At 50.7% G+C, this 17,669-nt stretch carries 18 protein-coding genes; 6 read left to right on the top strand and 12 right to left on the bottom strand.

The annotated features are described in order from the left end of the window. The first annotated feature begins 46 nt into the window (after positions 1-46). Positions 47-469 carry a hypothetical protein gene (locus tag ACYVK4_RS00975; RefSeq protein WP_461125616.1) on the top strand — a complete coding sequence of 141 codons (423 nt, stop codon included), beginning with the start codon at positions 47-49 and terminating at the stop codon, positions 467-469. Between the two features lie 68 nt (positions 470-537). Here ACYVK4_RS00975 and ACYVK4_RS00970 read toward each other — a convergent pair whose 3' ends face one another. From ACYVK4_RS00970 to ACYVK4_RS00920, 11 genes are all read right to left on the bottom strand, one after another. Next, entirely contained in the window at positions 538-960 is a 423-nt protein-coding gene (locus tag ACYVK4_RS00970; RefSeq protein ID WP_461125615.1) for a PH domain-containing protein, read from the bottom strand. A 96-nt stretch (positions 961-1,056) separates the two neighbouring features. After that, positions 1,057-1,359 carry a DUF1330 domain-containing protein gene (locus ACYVK4_RS00965; RefSeq protein ID WP_461125614.1) on the bottom strand — a complete coding sequence of 101 codons (303 nt, stop codon included), beginning with the start codon at positions 1,357-1,359 and terminating at the stop codon, positions 1,057-1,059. Between the two features lie 112 nt (positions 1,360-1,471). Further along, positions 1,472-2,380, bottom strand: a complete 909-nt coding sequence (locus ACYVK4_RS00960) for a helix-turn-helix domain-containing protein (protein WP_461125613.1) — start codon at positions 2,378-2,380, stop codon at positions 1,472-1,474. A 2-nt stretch (positions 2,381-2,382) separates the two neighbouring features. Continuing rightward, positions 2,383-3,396, bottom strand: a complete 1,014-nt coding sequence (locus ACYVK4_RS00955; RefSeq protein ID WP_461125612.1) for a zinc-binding alcohol dehydrogenase family protein — start codon at positions 3,394-3,396, stop codon at positions 2,383-2,385. A gap of 20 nt (positions 3,397-3,416) precedes the next feature. Continuing rightward, positions 3,417-4,235 (bottom strand): SDR family NAD(P)-dependent oxidoreductase, encoded by an 819-nt coding sequence (locus tag ACYVK4_RS00950; RefSeq protein WP_461125611.1) that lies wholly within the window; start codon positions 4,233-4,235, stop codon positions 3,417-3,419. 309 nt (positions 4,236-4,544) lie between these two features. Beyond that, complete coding sequence (locus ACYVK4_RS00945) at positions 4,545-4,886, bottom strand: hypothetical protein (protein WP_461125610.1); 342 nt, start codon at positions 4,884-4,886, stop codon at positions 4,545-4,547. A gap of 1,366 nt (positions 4,887-6,252) precedes the next feature. Further along, the gene (locus ACYVK4_RS00940; RefSeq protein ID WP_461125609.1) at positions 6,253-7,491 is read right to left on the bottom strand and encodes an AMP-binding protein; all 1,239 of its coding nucleotides are present in this window, start codon (positions 7,489-7,491) and stop codon (positions 6,253-6,255) included. Then, positions 7,488-7,898: a PAS domain-containing protein gene (locus tag ACYVK4_RS00935; protein WP_461125608.1), complete on the bottom strand. Its 411-nt coding sequence runs from the start codon at positions 7,896-7,898 to the stop codon at positions 7,488-7,490. Before ACYVK4_RS00935 ends, ACYVK4_RS00940 begins: the two co-directional genes overlap by 4 nt. Then, positions 7,898-8,275, bottom strand: a complete 378-nt coding sequence (locus ACYVK4_RS00930) for a photoactive yellow protein (protein ID WP_461125607.1) — start codon at positions 8,273-8,275, stop codon at positions 7,898-7,900. Before ACYVK4_RS00930 ends, ACYVK4_RS00935 begins: the two co-directional genes overlap by 1 nt. A 37-nt stretch (positions 8,276-8,312) precedes the next feature. Beyond that, the gene (locus ACYVK4_RS00925) at positions 8,313-10,685 is read right to left on the bottom strand and encodes a PAS domain-containing sensor histidine kinase (protein WP_461125606.1); all 2,373 of its coding nucleotides are present in this window, start codon (positions 10,683-10,685) and stop codon (positions 8,313-8,315) included. A gap of 624 nt (positions 10,686-11,309) precedes the next feature. Further along, positions 11,310-12,143, bottom strand: coding sequence for a universal stress protein (locus ACYVK4_RS00920; RefSeq protein ID WP_461125605.1), 834 nt, complete (start codon positions 12,141-12,143; stop codon positions 11,310-11,312). Between the two features lie 264 nt (positions 12,144-12,407). On the opposite strand from ACYVK4_RS00920, the gene ACYVK4_RS00915 reads away from it, so the two are divergent. The 5 genes from ACYVK4_RS00915 to ACYVK4_RS00895 all read left to right on the top strand — a co-directional run bounded on the left by ACYVK4_RS00915 (position 12,408) and on the right by ACYVK4_RS00895 (position 17,196). After that, the gene (locus tag ACYVK4_RS00915; protein ID WP_461125604.1) at positions 12,408-12,911 is read left to right on the top strand and encodes a pyridoxamine 5'-phosphate oxidase family protein; all 504 of its coding nucleotides are present in this window, start codon (positions 12,408-12,410) and stop codon (positions 12,909-12,911) included. Positions 12,912-13,341: 430 nt separating this feature from the next. Beyond that, a complete protein-coding gene (locus ACYVK4_RS00910; RefSeq protein WP_461125603.1) occupies positions 13,342-14,223 on the top strand; it encodes a universal stress protein in 882 nt (293 codons plus the stop codon). A 234-nt stretch (positions 14,224-14,457) separates the two neighbouring features. Continuing rightward, on the top strand, positions 14,458-15,276 hold the full coding sequence (locus ACYVK4_RS00905) for a universal stress protein (RefSeq protein ID WP_461125602.1): 819 nt from the start codon (positions 14,458-14,460) through the stop codon (positions 15,274-15,276). A gap of 18 nt (positions 15,277-15,294) precedes the next feature. Further along, positions 15,295-16,149, top strand: a complete 855-nt coding sequence (locus tag ACYVK4_RS00900) for a CPBP family intramembrane glutamic endopeptidase (RefSeq protein WP_461125601.1) — start codon at positions 15,295-15,297, stop codon at positions 16,147-16,149. Between the two features lie 51 nt (positions 16,150-16,200). Next, complete coding sequence (locus ACYVK4_RS00895; RefSeq protein WP_461125600.1) at positions 16,201-17,196, top strand: 2-hydroxyacid dehydrogenase; 996 nt, start codon at positions 16,201-16,203, stop codon at positions 17,194-17,196. Between the two features lie 118 nt (positions 17,197-17,314). Here the strand turns inward: ACYVK4_RS00895 and ACYVK4_RS00890 are convergent, their stop codons facing one another. Continuing rightward, positions 17,315-17,596, bottom strand: a complete 282-nt coding sequence (locus tag ACYVK4_RS00890; protein WP_461125599.1) for a hypothetical protein — start codon at positions 17,594-17,596, stop codon at positions 17,315-17,317. Positions 17,597-17,669 lie beyond the last annotated feature (73 nt).

The following is a 17,669-nucleotide window of genomic DNA, read 5'->3' as shown; positions in this document are numbered from 1 at the left end:
CGGAGACGCCTATTTTTGGTGTGTCAAGTAACTCCAGACGGTGTCTATGAAAACGGCTATTTATTTAACAGATTGCTCCGCAGATTCGGCTCAACGCCTTCGCCATTGGCTGGCCGATCAGGCAGATACATCCATACGACTAACGGTTGTCTATCCCTACGACATCGAGGAAGGGCAGCCGCTTACGCAAAATACGCTGCGTCCGGCAAAAGAAGAAGCCCGAACCACGCTGAAGGACTGGTCGTCGGCCTTGCAGTGGGATGGTAACCTACAGCCCGAAACCGTACTGGCCAGCCCGGAACTGGCCCTGAGTATTTATTTACTATTACGTTCCTACAGCTATTGGCTGGTAGATGATTCGGAACATATTACGCAATTCTCGGATATCTTATCCAAAACCAACACCCATCCCTGCTGGCTACCCGACGTGTCTTTTGCGGAGAATTCGGCCTGGCAGGTGGCTGCCTGATTGGGTGTTCAGGGCCGGTCAATCGGACACGGCTGGCAGACCGACGATCGATGCGCTGCGTTTGGGGCTTACCGATTGTTCCCCTTTTTTGGCGTCACATCGATACCCGCCTTCACGGCTTTCAACGCCTGGATGAATCCCGTTTTATCTCTGGGCGAGACAAGGACACTATCGAATTTGTTGTAGGCGATCTCAAGCCGATCGATGGATATGGCCGGTGAACTCATCGGGTTACGGGTTTCCGTAATCGTCCTGATGGTAGTAATGTCAATGGATTGATTGACCAGAAAGCCGCACCTGATGCGTAAGTTTTGTCCGTCAATCTGATAATACGTCGTCAGGAACATGTGGCCTATGAACAGGCTCACGAGCACGATAACCAGCAGTCCCGACCAGATTTTTTCATAGCTCATCAGCAGTCCTGTTGAGCCGAGCAGGACAAATACAGGAATCGCTAATTCAGGGCCAATTTTTGATGTATAGGTTGTCATGGGCGGTATCATTGCGGGCAAACTGCGATCTCCTTTATACCGCAGATTGCCGATGAAGGCAGGCCGTTTTTAGCGGATTCGGTGTACCGTTCGCCCTTATAATTTTGTTCCCTTGATCAATACTGAGGCCTCGATGGATTGTTCTTTAAGGTGCAGAAACTTCTTCCGCTCTTCATCGTGCATGAAGTTAGTAAAATCCTGTTCTGAGTCGAATTCTACGAGGTGTATTTCGTAGGGCTTGTCGATCTGATGTTCCACAAAGGCGGAATCCGATGGCCGCACGCGCAGCAAAAGCTGACCATTGTAATTGGCGATGGCGGGAATCGCAATATCCTCAAACTGCTGAAATACGGACTCCTGACCTTCTTTGAGGTAAATTAACTGAGTGATGTAGATCATTTGGCTGCTACAGTGTTAAAAACGTGAATTCGTTACCTAAAGCAAATACATACAAGAATAAGCAGGGTGGGTGGTTGACTGACAACGGCCAGCTCACCACCCACCCAGCTTACTAATTTAACGACTGCTCTTTGTATTGCATAGGGGTTACGCCCACCATTTTTTTAAACAGCCGGGTAAAATAAGGCGGGTTCTCGAAGCCCAGCTGATAGGCTATTTCGGCAATGTTGCTGTCCGACCCAAGCAGCTTGTTCTTCGCTTCGTCGACCAGGTAGATATGGATGTGCTCCAGCGCAGTTTTCCCCGTTTCTACCTTAAGCACATCACTCAGATAACGCGGAGAGAGGGATAGCTCATCGGCCAGCTGATGGACCGAGGGCAAGCCCTGGCTTTGCAGCAGACCGCTCTCAAAATAGTGATTTAGCCGTTCGTGGAATTTCCGGATGGTCGTTCCCGAAAGGTTGGTGCTTCGGTTAATGAACTGCCGCTTGTAAAACCGATCGGAGTAGGTCAGGATGGAGTCTATGTGCGAGAGGATGATCTCCCGGCTGAACTCATCCTGATTGTTGTCGTATTCCGTTCTGATTTTCTCATACAAATCCCACATGATTTTCTCCTCGGAAGGGGCCAGATGAAGGGCCTCGTTGATCTCATAATCAAAATAGCCGTACTTCTTGATCTGACTGTGCAGGTGATGGCCGGTCAGGTAGTCCTCATGAAAAAAGATCAGGAACCCTTTTTCGGCAAACTGCACATTGCTTACCTCGATGATCTGTCGTGGCTTCACAAAAACCATCGACCCATTGTTGTGGTCGTATTTGGTATTGCCATACAGCACATGCCCCGACTTTATTTTTTTCAGGGCAATCATGTAAAAGTCGCTCGTGAATCTCGATTCGCCCAGGGTATACGTCATCAATTCATGGCACGTCATCAGGCTCAGCAACGGATGCTCCGGTGGCGGAAAATGACTTCGCTGGTGCAGCTCCGAAATGGTTTTATAATGGCTGAGCTTGTCCATGTCTAGACCGTTATGACCAGTTTGCCAATCGTCGTTCCCGACTCCAGCTGCGTGTGGGCCTGTTTCAGGTTGTCGGCCGTCAGGCCATGCAGGGTTTGTGTGTGCGTCGGTTGGAGCACCCCGTCATCCAGCAGATCGGCCACCTTGTTCAGGATGTGGTGTTGCTCGATCATGTCGTCGGTCTGGTAGGTGGAGCGGGTGAACATGAACTCCCACGAGAAACTGACGCTTTTGCTCTTGAGCTTGTTCAGCACGACGGGCGATGCACTCCCCGTGATGGAGGCAATGTGTCCCTGTGGCTTGATAAGTTCGGCCATGCTATCCCAGTAGCCGTTGGTATCAACGAAGTCCACGATGTAGTCGACCTGATGAAAACCGGCGTTACGAACCTCTTCGATCAGATTTTGGTGGTTGACGACCACATCGGCCCCCATTTTTTTACACCAGTCAATACTTTCAGGGCGCGAAGCCGTCGCAATGACCCGCAGATCCAGTAGTTTTTTGGCCAGTTGGATGGCAATGGAGCCTACGCCCCCGGCCCCCGCAATGATCAGCAGCGTTTTGTTCCGGTCCCGCTCGGGCGACAGGCGCATGCGGTCGAAGAAGATTTCCCAGGCAGTGAGGGCGGTCAGTGGTATGGCGGCAGCGCCTTCGTTGGACAAGGTAGCCGGTTTGCGCCCCACAATCCGCTCGTCGATAAGCTGGTATTCGGCATTGCTGCCGGGTTTGGTAATATCGCCCGCGTAGTACACGGCGTCGCCTTCGTTGAACAGCGTGACCGCATCCCCAACGGCTTCCACGATGCCTGCGGCATCCCAGCCAATGATTTTGGGCTGTTCCAGTACCGTGTCCTTCGCCGAATTCTGCCGAATCTTGAAGTCTACCGGGTTCACCGACACGGCGTTTATCTTCACTAGTAGTTGGTGGCCTGATGGAACGGGTTTTACAATGTCGACGTCGATGAAACTCGCTGCGTCAGAAATGGGGAGCGATGTTTTAAATCCTACTGCTTTCATATGTATGCGGCTTTCGTGCCTTATTTGCCATGGGCCTCCATACTCACCTTTTCCCAGGTTTTCCAGGTTGCCAGGCGTTGTTCATAAACGGCGTTTGCCGTCGGATAGCCAATTTTCCCTAAAAGTAAGCGAAGTGGAGGCTCCGGCGTATCAACCAGTTGTAAAATTGCGCCAACTGTTGCCGCTGGAACGCCATAATGATCGGGATTGTAGCTGCTGCGGAAGGTGGCTTTCAGATTGTCATAAGCCGCCAGATCCTGCGCATGACTGGCGGAGGTGCTGCCCCATTCGGTTTCGTATCCATTGGGTTCGACCAGGGACACGTGAATGCCAAATTCCTTTACTTCGCTGGCCAGTGTTTCGGTGAGGCCTTCTACGGCAAATTTAGATGCGTTATATAAGCCCAGGGTGGGCACGGTGAACAGGCCCAGCACGCTGGAAACCTGAATGATGTGGCCGCTTTTTTGTGCCCGCATGTAGGGCAGCACTGCCTGGGTTACCCAGAGCAAGCCGAAGAAGTTAACTTCCATTTGTTTGCGGGCTTCGTCTTCCGACACTTCCTCTACGGCTCCGAACACGCCATACCCTGCATTGTTGATGAGCACATCGATCGTACCAAAATGGTCATGCGCTTTTTTGACGGCCTCCAGGGTTTGCGCCTTATTGGTCACGTCGAGCTGTAGGGGTAATACCCGGTCGCCAAACTCCCCAGCCAGATCGGTCAGGTCGGTCAGGCTGCGGGCCGTTGCCACCACATTGTCACCGCGTTGTAAGAAGGCCTTTGCCCATATTTTCCCAAATCCACGGGAAGCACCGGTAATGAAGATTGTCTTTGCCATTGTTTTGTTATCGTTTATTGACAGGGCAAAGGTGGGGCGCCAACAGGCCAGACGGCTTATACAAAAAGCGGGAGTTATGACACGTTTTTACGAAGGGGAGAGATGAACCCATGAGGTTTCTAAAACCTCATGTTTTTTTGCTTAGGCATTTGAGTGGTCAGCTTCAACTTGCTTTACCAAAGCTATCCACAGAAGAAAGCATTCAACGACTACGGGTGCCGATAATAGCAGCTCAGGAGCTTTAACACGCCTGCCCGGCGGGGCTGTTTTCGTTGACCTAACGTCCTGTTGCCCGCGACACGGCAAACGCTATTTCTCGTAATACTCCACTACTTTAATGAGGCCAGCTAAATGGCTATTGAACTCGTCAAGTTCCTCCGCAGGAACCCATAATTCATTATGGATGGGGCCACCAACGTTTTCAATCTGGTACTTTTTCAAATACGCACTGTCCACCTCAAATTGAGTCACGTATCCGTTGCCGTAAGCCGGTACGTTCCATTCAACCGTTATTTGCCGGGCATATTCGATGTTTGTGACCGGGTAAAAAATGGGCTGTTCAAGTAATCGAGGTGGAAATTTGGTCCAGCCGGATTGCTCAATCAGGTCTAATTCTTTTTTACTAACAGGTCTGAATAAGGTGGTTGTCATTGCACTAAAATAATTCTTTTAATGTCAGAAGTGTGGCTTGTTAAAAGAATGCTGGCTCACAAACTAAAATCTGCCAAATCTGAGCGTTTCGGGTGTCGTTCGTAACCTACCCGACGAGTAATAAATTTAACCTCTGCAACCTGTCGCCCGAGATCTGAAAATGCAGACACTTTACTGCGGAGGGTGTCCAAAAGTGTGGCATATTCCCATTCATTCTATACTACTTGCTCTACAATAGACAAAGGCTATAACTAACAAACCACTCCCTTTCTCCCTCACCCGGCGGCAAATGAACTACCGCCATCCATGAGTGAACTATATAATCTTATCATCAAGGAAGACTGGGAACGGAGTACGATGATTTATGGTAAAGTGTTGGGAAAAACGTTTGGTAATGAAGGCGTTGAGAGAGGAAATGTCTAATGGATGAGCCTTTTCTTAATTTATTATGTTATAATTGTAGCGAATCTGAAAGGGACTAGTGCCCGAAGTAGGATTCCCCCGGAGCTGGCAGCATTGTGCTGCCTTTTCCTTTTTATGCCAAATCATACCAGGACAATCCCCATATTGTCTTTCCTTGTAGTTACGGCAGTTATGCTGACTTTATCTAGTCTCTTGTAAAAGTTAGTGCCACCCTTCTTTTTCATGTACGCATTAGGCTCAAATAGTTGTCTAGCACAATACGCTACGACATCATTCATTTGATGCACGAAAGAGAACTTTGAGTCTCGCAAAATAGGATCTTCGATTACACGTAGAATTTTAACGTTACGACTACCGCTACTATAAAGGTCAGCCTTATTGGGGATACTATTATAGTGTCTCATCTTTCTGATTAATTTTCTAAGCTTATCGCCGTCCGTATTGTCAGTTACGGACTTCATTAGGAATACTTGGGTATAGGTATGCTAATATTATGTCAATAACTTCATCAAGATTCATATTCTCATTCGGCGTGGTTGCTACACCCACTAAGCCCTAAAGTATACATTAATACTCAGTCCTTCTACTCGCTCGGGCCAATCCTGATAGGTGATGCTGTACATCAAGAAACCAAAGGCATACGGATACGTAGCAAGGTGAGCAATACAAGACAACCCCAACTACGCGTATAAAAGAATACCCTGCCAGATGTAGCAGGGCAATAGACTTGGAACGCGAGCAGGTAGGGGCATTTCACCCAACATACTATTGGATGACAAGCCGCAGAGCTACAACGAGCCGATTGTCAGTCAAAAATAGTTCTGAGATCTCTTTAGTCAGGTGTTTCCTGGATAGGTCAATAAAGGTAAAAATTTCAGGAGTGTACCAATGACTAGCAGGATTCATTAAGGATAAAATCAATCAGTAGCCAGGTCTCAGACTATCAGTACACATACAGGTGTTTCGGAATCTCCGGGGCGGTGAGGTGCTCGCGGAGCCAGCGCAGGCAGGCTTCGCGGTTGGGGTCGTTGAGCGTTCGTAACCGGATGGCTCCGTAAAGCTGGCTAACGCCCGCATCGGCCTTTGCATAAATGTCGCTGTCCGCTACCAGTGGGCAGGAATCTATTATTTTTTTGATGTAAGCCGGATATACATTGACACCCGCAATCGAGACGGCTTCATCGACGCGACCCAGTACCCTGAATTCTCGTGGAGAAACCTGTTCGAGCCGGTCAGGAACGAGATACGAATTGCCCGTGTCCAGGCGCGTAACTGACATGCGGGTGGCTGACGTGCGGGTTTCCGACGTGCGGGTGTCCGACGTGCGGGTGTCCGACATGCGGGTGTCCGACGTGCGGGTGTCCGACATGCGGGTTTCCGACATGCGGGTTTCCGACGTGCGGGTGTCCGATTGTGCATCGCCGGCGTGCAGGGTCAGGTACGAAAAAAGGGTAAAGGGCGCGTTGGGGCTATGGCGATAAGCCAGTCCGCCGGTATCGGAGGAGCCGTAAATTTCGGTCAGGGAGATACCTGATGAGACAAGCTGCGCAAACAAAGCCGGCGGCATGGGGGCGGCAGAAGATACCCCGCGACAGGGTGTATACGTTCCGGTGGGGAGCGATTGGGCCAATAGCTCCCAGGTGAACGGCGTGCCGATTAATAATGTGTCAGCATCGAGGTCGGCTACCGATAGGTCGGCCATAAGCCGTAGGGGGCGTTCCCAGATTGTGGGCAGTAGGATCGTAAACAGGAACCCGTAGATATGGTTGGCGGGTACCATGCTGACCACCTGCCGGGATTTGGGAAGCAACTGAGCCAGAAAATGGGCTTCTGCAAGCAGCGACGCCAGACTATGCGTTATAGGCCGGGCCTGGCCGTTCGTCCCGGAGGTACGGAAGGTGATCGAGTGATCGTTTTCGAGCCTTGCCCGCAAAATGCAGTTTGTCCAGTGGTGCAGGTGCGTGTCGGCCAGTAAATAATTGGTCGGGGAGGTGTGCAGAATACCGAAAAACTCATTGAGATGGGCCGCCAGCTCCATGCGTTGCAGCGAGTCGATGCCCAGATCATGATCCAGGTCCAATTCCGGAGAAACGGTTGTTGGCAGGCCCATGTGGGGCTTTTGCACCAGCCGCCCCGCTGTGTCCAGAATAATCCGCTGGATAATACCGGATGTCCAGATCATAGGTGTTGGCGAATCGTATCGGCTTTGGTCAGGAAATCGGTCACATCATCGAAGAATACCAGAAAATGGCTCGTGTCCATTTTCTCCACCGTCAGGCTGAAATACCGTTCGATCAATACCGCTTCATGCACGAACTGCAAACGATACGGTTCCTGATCAATGACAAGGCCTGAACTGGGCGAAAAGCTGGTAATGAGTTCACTGGCCGTGGGCAGATAGCCGATGAGTATGTCGAGCAGATTGTGGCCACTCAGGTTAAGGCGCATAGCGAGGGGTATCAGCAGTTGAATGGCTTTGGGGTTGGCCTGGAGAATAAGCCCCTGTGCGTCAATTTCGGCTATCGCCACCGGGGCGTGATTAAACAGTGGGAGGAGCTGTTTCAGATAGTCATGGGCTTTTTTTGCCATTAGCTGAACGACTTGCGGTTGACCAGGAAATACTGGTAACGACTTGTAGGCGATTTAAGCAACCGCAGCCGAACCTTGACGGGTTCGCAGACATACGTTAGCATATAGTCCAGTTCTTCATCCAGATTGGGCAGGGCATATTTGGCGGCTACCATCATGTTGTTGGCACAGGGGGCAATTTGCGTAAAATAATATTTCCCGACGGCATAGTCGCGCTTGATGCCTGTGATGTGCGACTCTGATTTGCAGTAGGCGATAACGACACCCTCACGCGTCATGCGAACGACGCCGAAAGGGGCTTCATCCAGTTGTTCATTCGTTTGTTCTTCCAGCCAGTCGAGCAGGGCCGGGTCCGAGAAAGTTACGGATTTATTCACAAGTGGTATGTTGGTAGATTTAAGGTTGGGAAAGAGTCTAGGTATCAAAAATGGGCAGGTACACCTGAAAGGTAGAGCCTGAACCAATCTGGCTGGTGGCCGTAAGGGCACCGCTGTGGTTTTCGACGACCTTCCGGCAAATGGCGAGCCCAATGCCCGTACCGGTATATGTAGTACGGCCATGTAGTCGTTGAAAAATCTGAAAGATCTGATCCAGGTATTTCAGGTCGAACCCAATGCCATTGTCAGCTACATTGATTTCGTGGAACTGCAGGTTGGGTCGAATATCGGTTGGCGCCATCAGTTTGATAGTATCGGCAACAGCTGGGGGCAGATCACGGGCATTTAATTTGCGGGAGGTGACCGTCACCCTGGGAGAAACCGTGGGCCGGTGAAACTTGATGGCGTTTGAGAACAGATTCTGGAATAGCTGCCACAATTGTTCCTTATCGCCAGACACAACGGGTAAATCACTCCATTCGACGACGGCTCCTGACTCCAGTACGGCTAAAGCGAGGTCATCCAGAACTTCCTGCATCAGATCGCCCATCGACACGGGTGTGAACGGAGCCCGCTGGGTCGAAACGTAGGAGTAATCGAGCAAGTCCCGAACCAGAAGCGACATGCGTTCAGCCGCTTTGGTCATTCGGGTAATCATATCCTGAGCTTCCTCATTTAGTATATCGGCATGATTCAGTACCAGCAAACTGCCAAAAGCCTGGATTTTACGGAGGGGTTCCTGCAAATCGTGGCTGGCAATGGACGCAAACTGGCTTAGGTTGTCGTTGCTCCGCTTGAGTTCAATGTTGGCTATTTCCAGCGCCTGCTGCTGCCGCTTGAGGCCTGACACGTCCAGAAACGTAAAGAGTACCTGGTCGCCGTGTCGAATCAGCGACGACTGAAACCAGCCATTAATGCCGTCACTAAAGTAGGGGAGTAGCCACTCTTTGGTTTGGCCCGTTTCGGCTACCTCCACCATCCAGTTGAAAAATTCCTGTCCCTGTTCACTCGGGAATAGCTTTCTGTGCTGACGTCCGATTAATTCATGAGCCGGTAAACCCGTAACTTTTACCTGTGTTTCATTAACCAAAACGTAGGTAAAATCAATAATTTGGCCTGACTGGCCGTCGGGTTTTTGCGCCCGAACGGGTTGAAAGAGCACAATGCCCGATGGTTGAGCATCGAGAACGGTTTCCATTAGGTCGGCCTGTGCCTTTTGAACGAGTTGGCCTTTGTGAAGCTCTGTGACATCCATAAAGGTCATCAGGACCAGATCATTGCTCTCCTGTCCATCGCCTACCCGGTTAAACTGCGCATCGAACCAGCCGCCGGGCGGCTCGGTATAATAGGTAAACACCATTCTGTGCGTGCGGCCCGTGTCGAGGGTTTCGCGCAGGAGGGTTTCCAGTTCGGTGCCCCTGAATCGGGGAAACAGGGTCAGCAGATCCTTCCCGATGAGTGTTTCGGGTGCCTGGCCCGTCACATAGGTATTCATCAGGTTGCTCATCCGGTAGCGGAAATCAATAATGGTACGCTCGGGGCTGTTGTCCCGAACGGCCTCCCAAAGCACCAGACCTACCGGGGTGTTATTACTGATCGACTCCAGAAGTTCGGTTTGTTTTTTAATCAGTTCTTCCGCTTTTCGCTGGGCCGTGTTATCAATATACGTGATCATGATACCCTGCGCCACCCGAACAATGGTTACCTTCCGCCACTGGTCGTATTCGGGATAGTAGTGTTCGCCGGTGAAAGGCTGTCCCGTCTGGTACACGGCTACATATTGGTCAAAGAGGCCGTTTATTCGCGTAGACGGATAAATGGCCCACAACGTTCGGCCTATGAGTTCCTCATTTGTATAGCCACTCATACGCAGGCCCGCTTCATTGATCATGACAAATTTAAAGTCTGTGATCTGACCCTGCTCATCCGGTATGGCTTCCAGAACGGTAATACCACTTAGCGATGCATTAAACGCCTGTTGAAGTACATCCGCCAGTTGAGCGGCTTCGGCATCGGCTTTGGTTTTGGTAATGTCTTTGTACGAAACCACCACGTTTTCATCGAGTTTAACAACGGAAACGTCGCACCAGAAAGGTTTTGGGTAATTAGGGCGGGTATATTGAAACTCAAACTGAGCGGACTGCCCCGTTTCGACGACCTGCTTATAGCGGTCAAACAGGCCTGTGCCAACAAGGTGCGGAAATAACTGATCGATTGATTGACCAAAAACCTCAATGGATGGCCTCCCCAGGTGTTGTTCAGCTACGGCATTGAGCATCATCAACCGCAGATCGGCCACGCGGCCATCGGTGCTTCTCACTGCCTGATAAACGAGTACGGCGTTCTGTGTTGCGGTCAGTACACTCTGTAACAGAGCCGGCGCTGAATCATGTACAAATTTCAGTGGCATAGACAGGAAGTGCTTAAAATGATGTGGCTGATCTGATTGTGTTAATTCGTCAGATTGAAGATGGATGAGTAATCAACGAAAGTAATGTCATTGGCTAATTGACATTTAAGTATATGTAATTAACTGCATAATACGAATTTATTAGTAATGAATCAGTTAAATGAAGCAAATTAAGCTTTTTACTTAAATATGTAAATTATTTTTGGGTATTTATACTCAGTGGTTACAATCATTGGCTAAGAAAGTAAAACGCTTAACGTACTAAATGACGTGTCGAAATTCTGATCAAGATGGCCGTTCGTTGGCTTGGACGCAGGTAGTGGCGGGCTTATTAGTCTTACTGTTGCCGAGGGATTACTTATTTCCGGCCACCTATAAAAACAGGAACGGTAATCTATATAGGGACAAAGCTGGCGCTGGCAGCTGCCCATACCCATATTTACGATCGACCGGCAAACGACCCGGAAGGTGACGTACCTTCTGAGTCATTTGCCGGTCGATCGTAAATACGAATAATGAAGGAGGACTTGACTGGAATGTCGGCAGTGGTAGCGGAGTCGCCTGGCTGGTCCGGAGAGAACAATGGATAGGCTTGGCGAGGGGCCCCGGCGCAATAGTCAGTGCCTAGTCAATGACCCGCATGATCAGGACAGGTCGTGTTGTATGGTTCAGGACATCCTCGGCCACACTACCCGATAGCAGGTGCCGAAGACCTTTATAGCCGTGTGTATAGAGCACAATCAGGTCGGCGTTCACGTCGTTGGCATAATCGATAATACCATCCGGGACGGTTCCGGCGTGGCGGATGACAAACTCAAAGTCTGTTATCCCCCTGGCTGCGGCAAAGTCATTGACCCACTCCCGAACGCCATCAGCATCGCGGTTGTCGGATGGGGTCATGACATATACAAACTGATGCAGACCTGCCTCGCCCATGGAGAAGGGGTAGGGCTGGCTGGTCTTTAGCCGGTCGTCGATATCTACGCCACCAATGATTATCTGGGGGTTAAAAGGAGCGATTGGCTCTTTCACGATCAATACCGGGCAGTTGGCATACCGGACAATAGTTTCGGCATTGGACCCCAGGAGCCATTCCTCCAGACCCGAGGCACCGGCAGAAGTCATAACAATCAAATCGGCCGACTGCTGCGTTACGTTCGAAACCAGTCCCTGCCCGTTGGTGATCAGTGTAGGAATGATGGGTACGTCGCTATAGGCTTCGTTGGCAGCCAGTTTCTTCAGGGCGGTCTCCGCTTCTTTTTCAACGTTCCTGTATTCATCCACCATAAAGTCGGTAGTGACCAGCATTGACTCTGAATAAACGGGCACCGGGAGGGGATAAACAACCGTATGCAGCAGAACGATGGATGCCTGGTGGCGTCGGGCAATATCAACCGCTACGGATAGAGCTATTTTAGTGTCAGGGCTTAAATCGGTAGGGACGAGGATCGTTTTCATGTCAGGTATTGGTTTAATTGGTGATACAAATCAACCCGTACCCCCTGCCAGTAACCCTGATGCCTGCTACGAAAGTCGCTGATTTTCATCAGTTAATGTAGGTGATTGTGTTTAGCTATAAGCATTTCGCGAGCCGATGCCCAACCGTTGTTCTTTTTGTTTAGCAGTGACCCTGTATGACTAAAATCAGGTGCTTTTCTGATCTGGCTTTGGTTGTTACCGCAGGCTTAGTAGTAGCTTTGACAACACAAATTCGACTCGACCATGCTACGTGACCTGTCGCCCGAAGTAACAGAGTACATCCTGAGGAATCAGTTCTTTGGTCGCATTGGCTGCGCAGCCAACGGGCAGGTGCTGGTGTTGCCGGTTACCTATCTCTACGACGGGCAGGCTATTTATGGGCAAACCCGGGAGGGAACAAAAACCAGTTTGCTACGGCAAAATCCGTCCGTTTGTTTTGAAGTGGATGAGATGTGCAGCCCCACCTGCTGGCGTAGTGTAGTGGTGCAGGGCATTTATGAGGAGCTGGAAGGCGATGACCGGCTCTATGCCGAAACCCGTCTGGGACCCGGGCGGATGGCTCCGATTCGGGAGAGCCTGCCGCCGGAGCTGGAGGAGACCCCACAAAAATCAAGTGTGGTCTACCGGATTCGGATTCTGAGCAAAACGGGCCGTTCTGAAATGAAAGGCGATGGTGACTGTTTGCCAATAAACCCAAATCAATCCGATAATTTTTCACGATCCGATTACAATGCCACGTATGAATAAACCAATCCTACCATTGACTGTAAATGGCTGAGCGATCAGCCGCTTGAGAATTAACTAAAGAGGGGTGCCGAAACCCGTAGTGCTATTTGCACTGCGGGTTTTTTGATGATGGTGGTAGACTGGTATTCGCGTGCGCCCGAAGAGGGCCAGGATCATTGCTCCAAGGCAGGGAACCTGAATTCAATCACAATCACAGATGACTATCGTCATTCGTAAAAGCTTGCCAGCCAGTGATATTTGTCCTTGAACAATGCCTCGTCGACAACGTTCGAAAAGTAACGTTTGCCGGCTGGTTTTCGGAGGCATCGCGACAGACTCTCTGATTTGTTTATGGGGTCTTTGCCGAAAAACGGCTCAATATGTACTCGTCCATACACCTTGACAGGTAAATGGTACGCTTTCTACACACACATCTTAAACTTATCAGATCATGTATAAAATTCTGGTATTAACCGATTTCTCTGCGGCTTCACGGCATGCTTTATCGTTTGCACAAGCACTTTTTGCGGATACGGCTGCTGACTTTTGCCTTACCAATGCTTTTCCTTTCGAGCCCGAAATGAGTTACGGAGGAGCTTTCTGGCTAGAAGAGGAGCAGCACGAAACGAAAAAAAATCTGCGTCACCTTCAGGAATCAATGACGCAGCTGCCCCAACCCGTTTACCATACCTATCGCACAATGATCATTCTGGGCGAGCCGGTGCAGGCCGTTGACCGCCTGTTAACGCAGGAGCATTTTGATCTGATCGTGCTGGGAACGACAGGTATGGGCAAAAACGCCTTGTTTGGCAGTGTGGCAACGGGCATGATCCGCCAGGCGAAGGCCAATGTGCTGGTGGTGCCCACATCGGCCCCCATCCGGCCCCTGGAACAACTGGTGCTGGCAACCGATTATCAGTCGGTCAATGACGCCGGGTCGCTTGCCTTACTAACCGGGATCGCCAGCCGAAAAGCGGCTACTCTCACACTGCTGACGATCGAAAATCCCAATGAGCCAACGTCCCAGCCTTCGGAGGGGAGCCGTCAGTATGTTTTGCAGGCGCTGGAGGGTGTACGCACCATTCCGTATGCCATTCACGACGATGATGTGTTGCATGGCATCAATGCGTATCTCGATCTGCATACGGTCGATGTACTAGTCATGCTCCCACACCATAAGGGGTTCTTCGATGTAATCAGAAACAAGAGTGTCAGCCGCTCGGTCGCCTATCAGCCACGGGTGCCTTTATTGACACTGTATGATGAGAAGACCGATGCCTCTGGGCCGGGTAGTAAAGCCGGGTTGACCAGACCATTTATTTCTGCGTTATAAAATTGAGGTTTGTTCTATAGCGATACGTATATAGCTTGTCGTTAGTCATTTTGAGCTGTTCGGGTGTAGCGTCAATAAGCTGACTGGCCAGGGCAATTGACACTGATAAGGGTCTGCTTCGAACCTGATGACTGTCATGTCGATTATTGGGTTGCGTCGCTACGTTTGTGGTGTCAACTGCCTGCTAACAAGGGCATGATGTTCGTGTATTGTTCTACTCACTGCTCGTTTCGTATGAAAACTATCGTTCTTGCCACTGATTTTTCTGCCAATGCCAAACAGGCTGCTCATTTTGCGGCTGAGCTGGCCCGAGACCAAAAAGCCCGCCTGATCTTGTTTCATGCGTTTCATGTATGGCCCGATAATCCGGCTAAAACGGGTGATTTTCCGTTGTCGGTGAAAGCTGCCCGTGAAAGCAATGAAAAGGCCTTGAAACACCTGGGCAATGATCTTACTCAAGCTGTTGGCGGTGCCGTGCTTATTGACTGCGTCGTGCAGGAGGGCCACACCATCAACGCGATCCGGGCAATCACCAAAGCCAGAAAGGCCGATCTGCTGATCATGTCTACGGTGGGTACGGCTCCCCGGAGTGCACAAATTATGGGGAGTATAGCCACCGAGATGATCGAAGAAACGGAGGTGCCGCTGCTGCTGGTGCCGCCCGGCCCTGTCTATGCCGGTATAAAGAACATTGTACTGGGGGTCGATCTGTCGGTACCACCCAATGCCATTGCCCTCGAAAATGCTCTGCTGTTTGCGCGGTCGTTCGGGAGCGTGATCAATGTTGTGTGCATCAGTCCGGCGCCGGAAGACCCTGACTTGAAAGAACGGAGTGAACACATCCGCCGACTGTTGATTCCACAGCCGCATACGCTCAGTATTGTTGCTGGCAGCGAAGTATACAGCACCTTACTCGACTTCTCCGCTGAGAATAAAGCCGATCTGATCATGATGCTGCCGCAATCGCGAAGCTGGCTCTGGAAATTGTTTTCTGAAGGACAAACCCAGCATGTTGCCCGCCTGACCGATGTTCCGCTGCTGGCTATTGTCTGATCGTCCAGCGGATACGTGATGAAAACGGTACTGGCAACTCTGGCGCTGCCAAAGCAGCTCATCCAGTTTTTTGGCCTGGCCTGCGGCATTTCGTGGCTGCTCTGGTCGCCCTATTATCTGCCGCTGGGCGTTTCGGTCAAGGTACTGCTTTATGTGCATTTTCTGGGCAGTTTAGGTCCCATGCTGGCGGCCATGACCCTGCTTTACCGGGAAAAAGGTATGGATGGCATCCGTCAGCTACTGGGTCGGGCTATTCCTAAACGAACGTTTGTGTACTGGCTGTTCATCGCCTTTCTGGCACCCATTGCCCTGCTGGTTCTGCTTGTTATTTTTACCTGCATCCGGCAGTTTGCTCCGCTCCACTGGGATACATTAGTGCTATCGGACGAGTTCAGTTTCTTATCACCCGTTGCTTATGTGGCAGGTACCTTGTTTTTCTTTGGGCTGGGGGAGGAAGCGGGCTGGCGGGGGTTTGTTTTGCCCCGGTTGCAGGCCAATCGTTCGGCGTTTACGGCCAATCTCTTGCTCACTTTTTTTTGGGCTGTCTGGCACTGGCCTCTTTTTCTGAATCCACTGGGCGGATACATGCATATGAATGCCGGAGCGGTCATCGGGTGGTTCTTTAGTCTGCTGACGGGTGGTATTCTGTTCACCTGGCTCTTTAATTCATCGGGCGGCAATGTGCTGGCCTGCGCGGTCTTTCATAGGATGATGGATGTCGTATTCAAGATCGATCTAAACGTCCCGCAGCTAAATACCTATACCGGCGTGTTGGTCACCTTATGGGGATTGTATGTCTGGCTTGTTTACAAACCGGCTAATTTATCACTTGCGCACAAAACAACTGTTCAGCCATTGGAAGCCCATCGTTAAGGCATTTCGTTGGAATGTGTTGCTCATTCACCCTTTTGCCGTTTAATCCTGATGAAAATCGCCTTTTTTAGCTGTCACCCATACGAACAATCATTTCTTGAGTCGGCTAACCGGAACGAGCGGCATCAGCTGACTTTTCTGTCCGACATGCTCACGCCCGAAACGGCTCATCTGGCCGCGGGGCATCAGGCTATATGCGTTTTTGTGAACGATCAACTCACAAAGCTTACGCTGGAAACACTGGCCGGACTGGGTATTCATCTGGTGGCGCTGCGCTGCACGGGCTACAATCAGGTTGATGTTCCGACAGCCCGGCGGCTGGGTATCCGCGTGCTGCATGTACCCAGCTATTCGCCCCATTCCGTTGCCGAACAGGCGCTGGCGTTATTGATGACCCTGAACCGGAAAACGCATCTGGCCTATCAGCGCACAAACCAGCATAACTTTACGCTCGACGGGCTGATGGGCTTTGATCTTTACGGCAAGCGTGTCGGGGTAATTGGCACGGGTAAGATTGGCCGGGCTTTTGCGCGTATTATGCTTGGGTTGGGGTGTCAGGTGCTGGCCTGTGATAAAGTGCCGTCGCCTATGTTGACGCAACTTGGCGTGACGTACCTGCCGCTCCCTGATTTGCTGGCTGAATCGGATGTTGTTTCGCTCCACTGCCCGCTGACGCCCGAAACGCACCACCTGATCGATGCTGCCGCGCTGGCCTGTATGAAACCGGGCGCCTACCTGATCAATACCAGCCGGGGTGGTTTGCTGGACACGCCTGCTGTGCTGACGGCTCTGAGAAACAATCGGCTAGGCGCACTGGGCATGGACGTGTATGAACTAGAGGACACATTTTTTCATGCCGACTGGTCGACAAAAGCACTTCCAGATGCTGACCTGGATGCGCTGACACAACTGCCTAATGTACTGCTTACCGCGCATCAGGGGTTTTTCACCCGTGAAGCAATGGCCCAGATTGCCCACACAACCCTCAATAACCTGACCTATCTGGAACAACAGCGATTGCCCGAAGATTGCGTCGTGGTAGGCTAACGTCTCCTGTATATCATACGTTTAGGTATCGACATGACGCCGTGATGAACCTCACCCGTGTGGTTATGCCGATACGTTCCCATGCCCATAAAGTTCAGGGTTCGTCGGGCTGGTTTACCTATACGTTTAAATCGCTTAAGCTAACGTGTTCGGCATAGGGCACTAATTTGTCTGTACAGCCGAGGTTATCCAGAAACGAACTGACTTTGTAGGCTTCCCAATGAGCGCCCATCCCCCGTTTGGCAGGCCATTTGTAGTAGATTTCGAGGAAGTGGTCATGCCAATAGTACAGCTTTACCTGCTGGACGCTGTCTTGTCGCTGGGCAATAAATCGTCCTTTTAAGGGAATCAATATCACTTGTTCGGCAAGCGTTAGTTCTTTAAACCGTTGGACATTCATCGTTATAAAGGTTGTATAGTTCTTTCATGGACTATTTGCTTGCTCATAGAAATTGGCACTGTTGAACCTAACA

The organism is Spirosoma aerophilum (assembly GCF_054782495.1).
This window is presented reverse-complemented; position numbering and strand designations above follow the sequence as displayed.

Excerpts from the sequence above, each read along its gene's own strand:
- ACYVK4_RS00905 (WP_461125602.1), top strand. The coding sequence starts at position 14,458 with ATGAAAACTATCGTTCTTGCCACTGATTTTTCTGCCAATGCCAAACAG.
- ACYVK4_RS00925 (WP_461125606.1), bottom strand. The coding sequence starts at position 10,685 with ATGCCACTGAAATTTGTACATGATTCAGCGCCGGCTCTGTTACAGAGT.
- ACYVK4_RS00890 (WP_461125599.1), bottom strand. The coding sequence starts at position 17,596 with ATGAATGTCCAACGGTTTAAAGAACTAACGCTTGCCGAACAAGTGATA.
- ACYVK4_RS00975 (WP_461125616.1), top strand. The coding sequence starts at position 47 with ATGAAAACGGCTATTTATTTAACAGATTGCTCCGCAGATTCGGCTCAA.
- ACYVK4_RS00915 (WP_461125604.1), top strand. The coding sequence starts at position 12,408 with ATGCTACGTGACCTGTCGCCCGAAGTAACAGAGTACATCCTGAGGAAT.
- ACYVK4_RS00970 (WP_461125615.1), bottom strand. The coding sequence starts at position 960 with ATGACAACCTATACATCAAAAATTGGCCCTGAATTAGCGATTCCTGTA.
- ACYVK4_RS00950 (WP_461125611.1), bottom strand. The coding sequence starts at position 4,235 with ATGGCAAAGACAATCTTCATTACCGGTGCTTCCCGTGGATTTGGGAAA.
- ACYVK4_RS00965 (WP_461125614.1), bottom strand. The coding sequence starts at position 1,359 with ATGATCTACATCACTCAGTTAATTTACCTCAAAGAAGGTCAGGAGTCC.
- ACYVK4_RS00945 (WP_461125610.1), bottom strand. The coding sequence starts at position 4,886 with ATGACAACCACCTTATTCAGACCTGTTAGTAAAAAAGAATTAGACCTG.
- ACYVK4_RS00960 (WP_461125613.1), bottom strand. The coding sequence starts at position 2,380 with ATGGACAAGCTCAGCCATTATAAAACCATTTCGGAGCTGCACCAGCGA.
- ACYVK4_RS00940 (WP_461125609.1), bottom strand. The coding sequence starts at position 7,491 with ATGATCTGGACATCCGGTATTATCCAGCGGATTATTCTGGACACAGCG.
- ACYVK4_RS00920 (WP_461125605.1), bottom strand. The coding sequence starts at position 12,143 with ATGAAAACGATCCTCGTCCCTACCGATTTAAGCCCTGACACTAAAATA.
- ACYVK4_RS00910 (WP_461125603.1), top strand. The coding sequence starts at position 13,342 with ATGTATAAAATTCTGGTATTAACCGATTTCTCTGCGGCTTCACGGCAT.
- ACYVK4_RS00935 (WP_461125608.1), bottom strand. The coding sequence starts at position 7,898 with ATGGCAAAAAAAGCCCATGACTATCTGAAACAGCTCCTCCCACTGTTT.
- ACYVK4_RS00900 (WP_461125601.1), top strand. The coding sequence starts at position 15,295 with ATGAAAACGGTACTGGCAACTCTGGCGCTGCCAAAGCAGCTCATCCAG.
- ACYVK4_RS00955 (WP_461125612.1), bottom strand. The coding sequence starts at position 3,396 with ATGAAAGCAGTAGGATTTAAAACATCGCTCCCCATTTCTGACGCAGCG.
- ACYVK4_RS00895 (WP_461125600.1), top strand. The coding sequence starts at position 16,201 with ATGAAAATCGCCTTTTTTAGCTGTCACCCATACGAACAATCATTTCTT.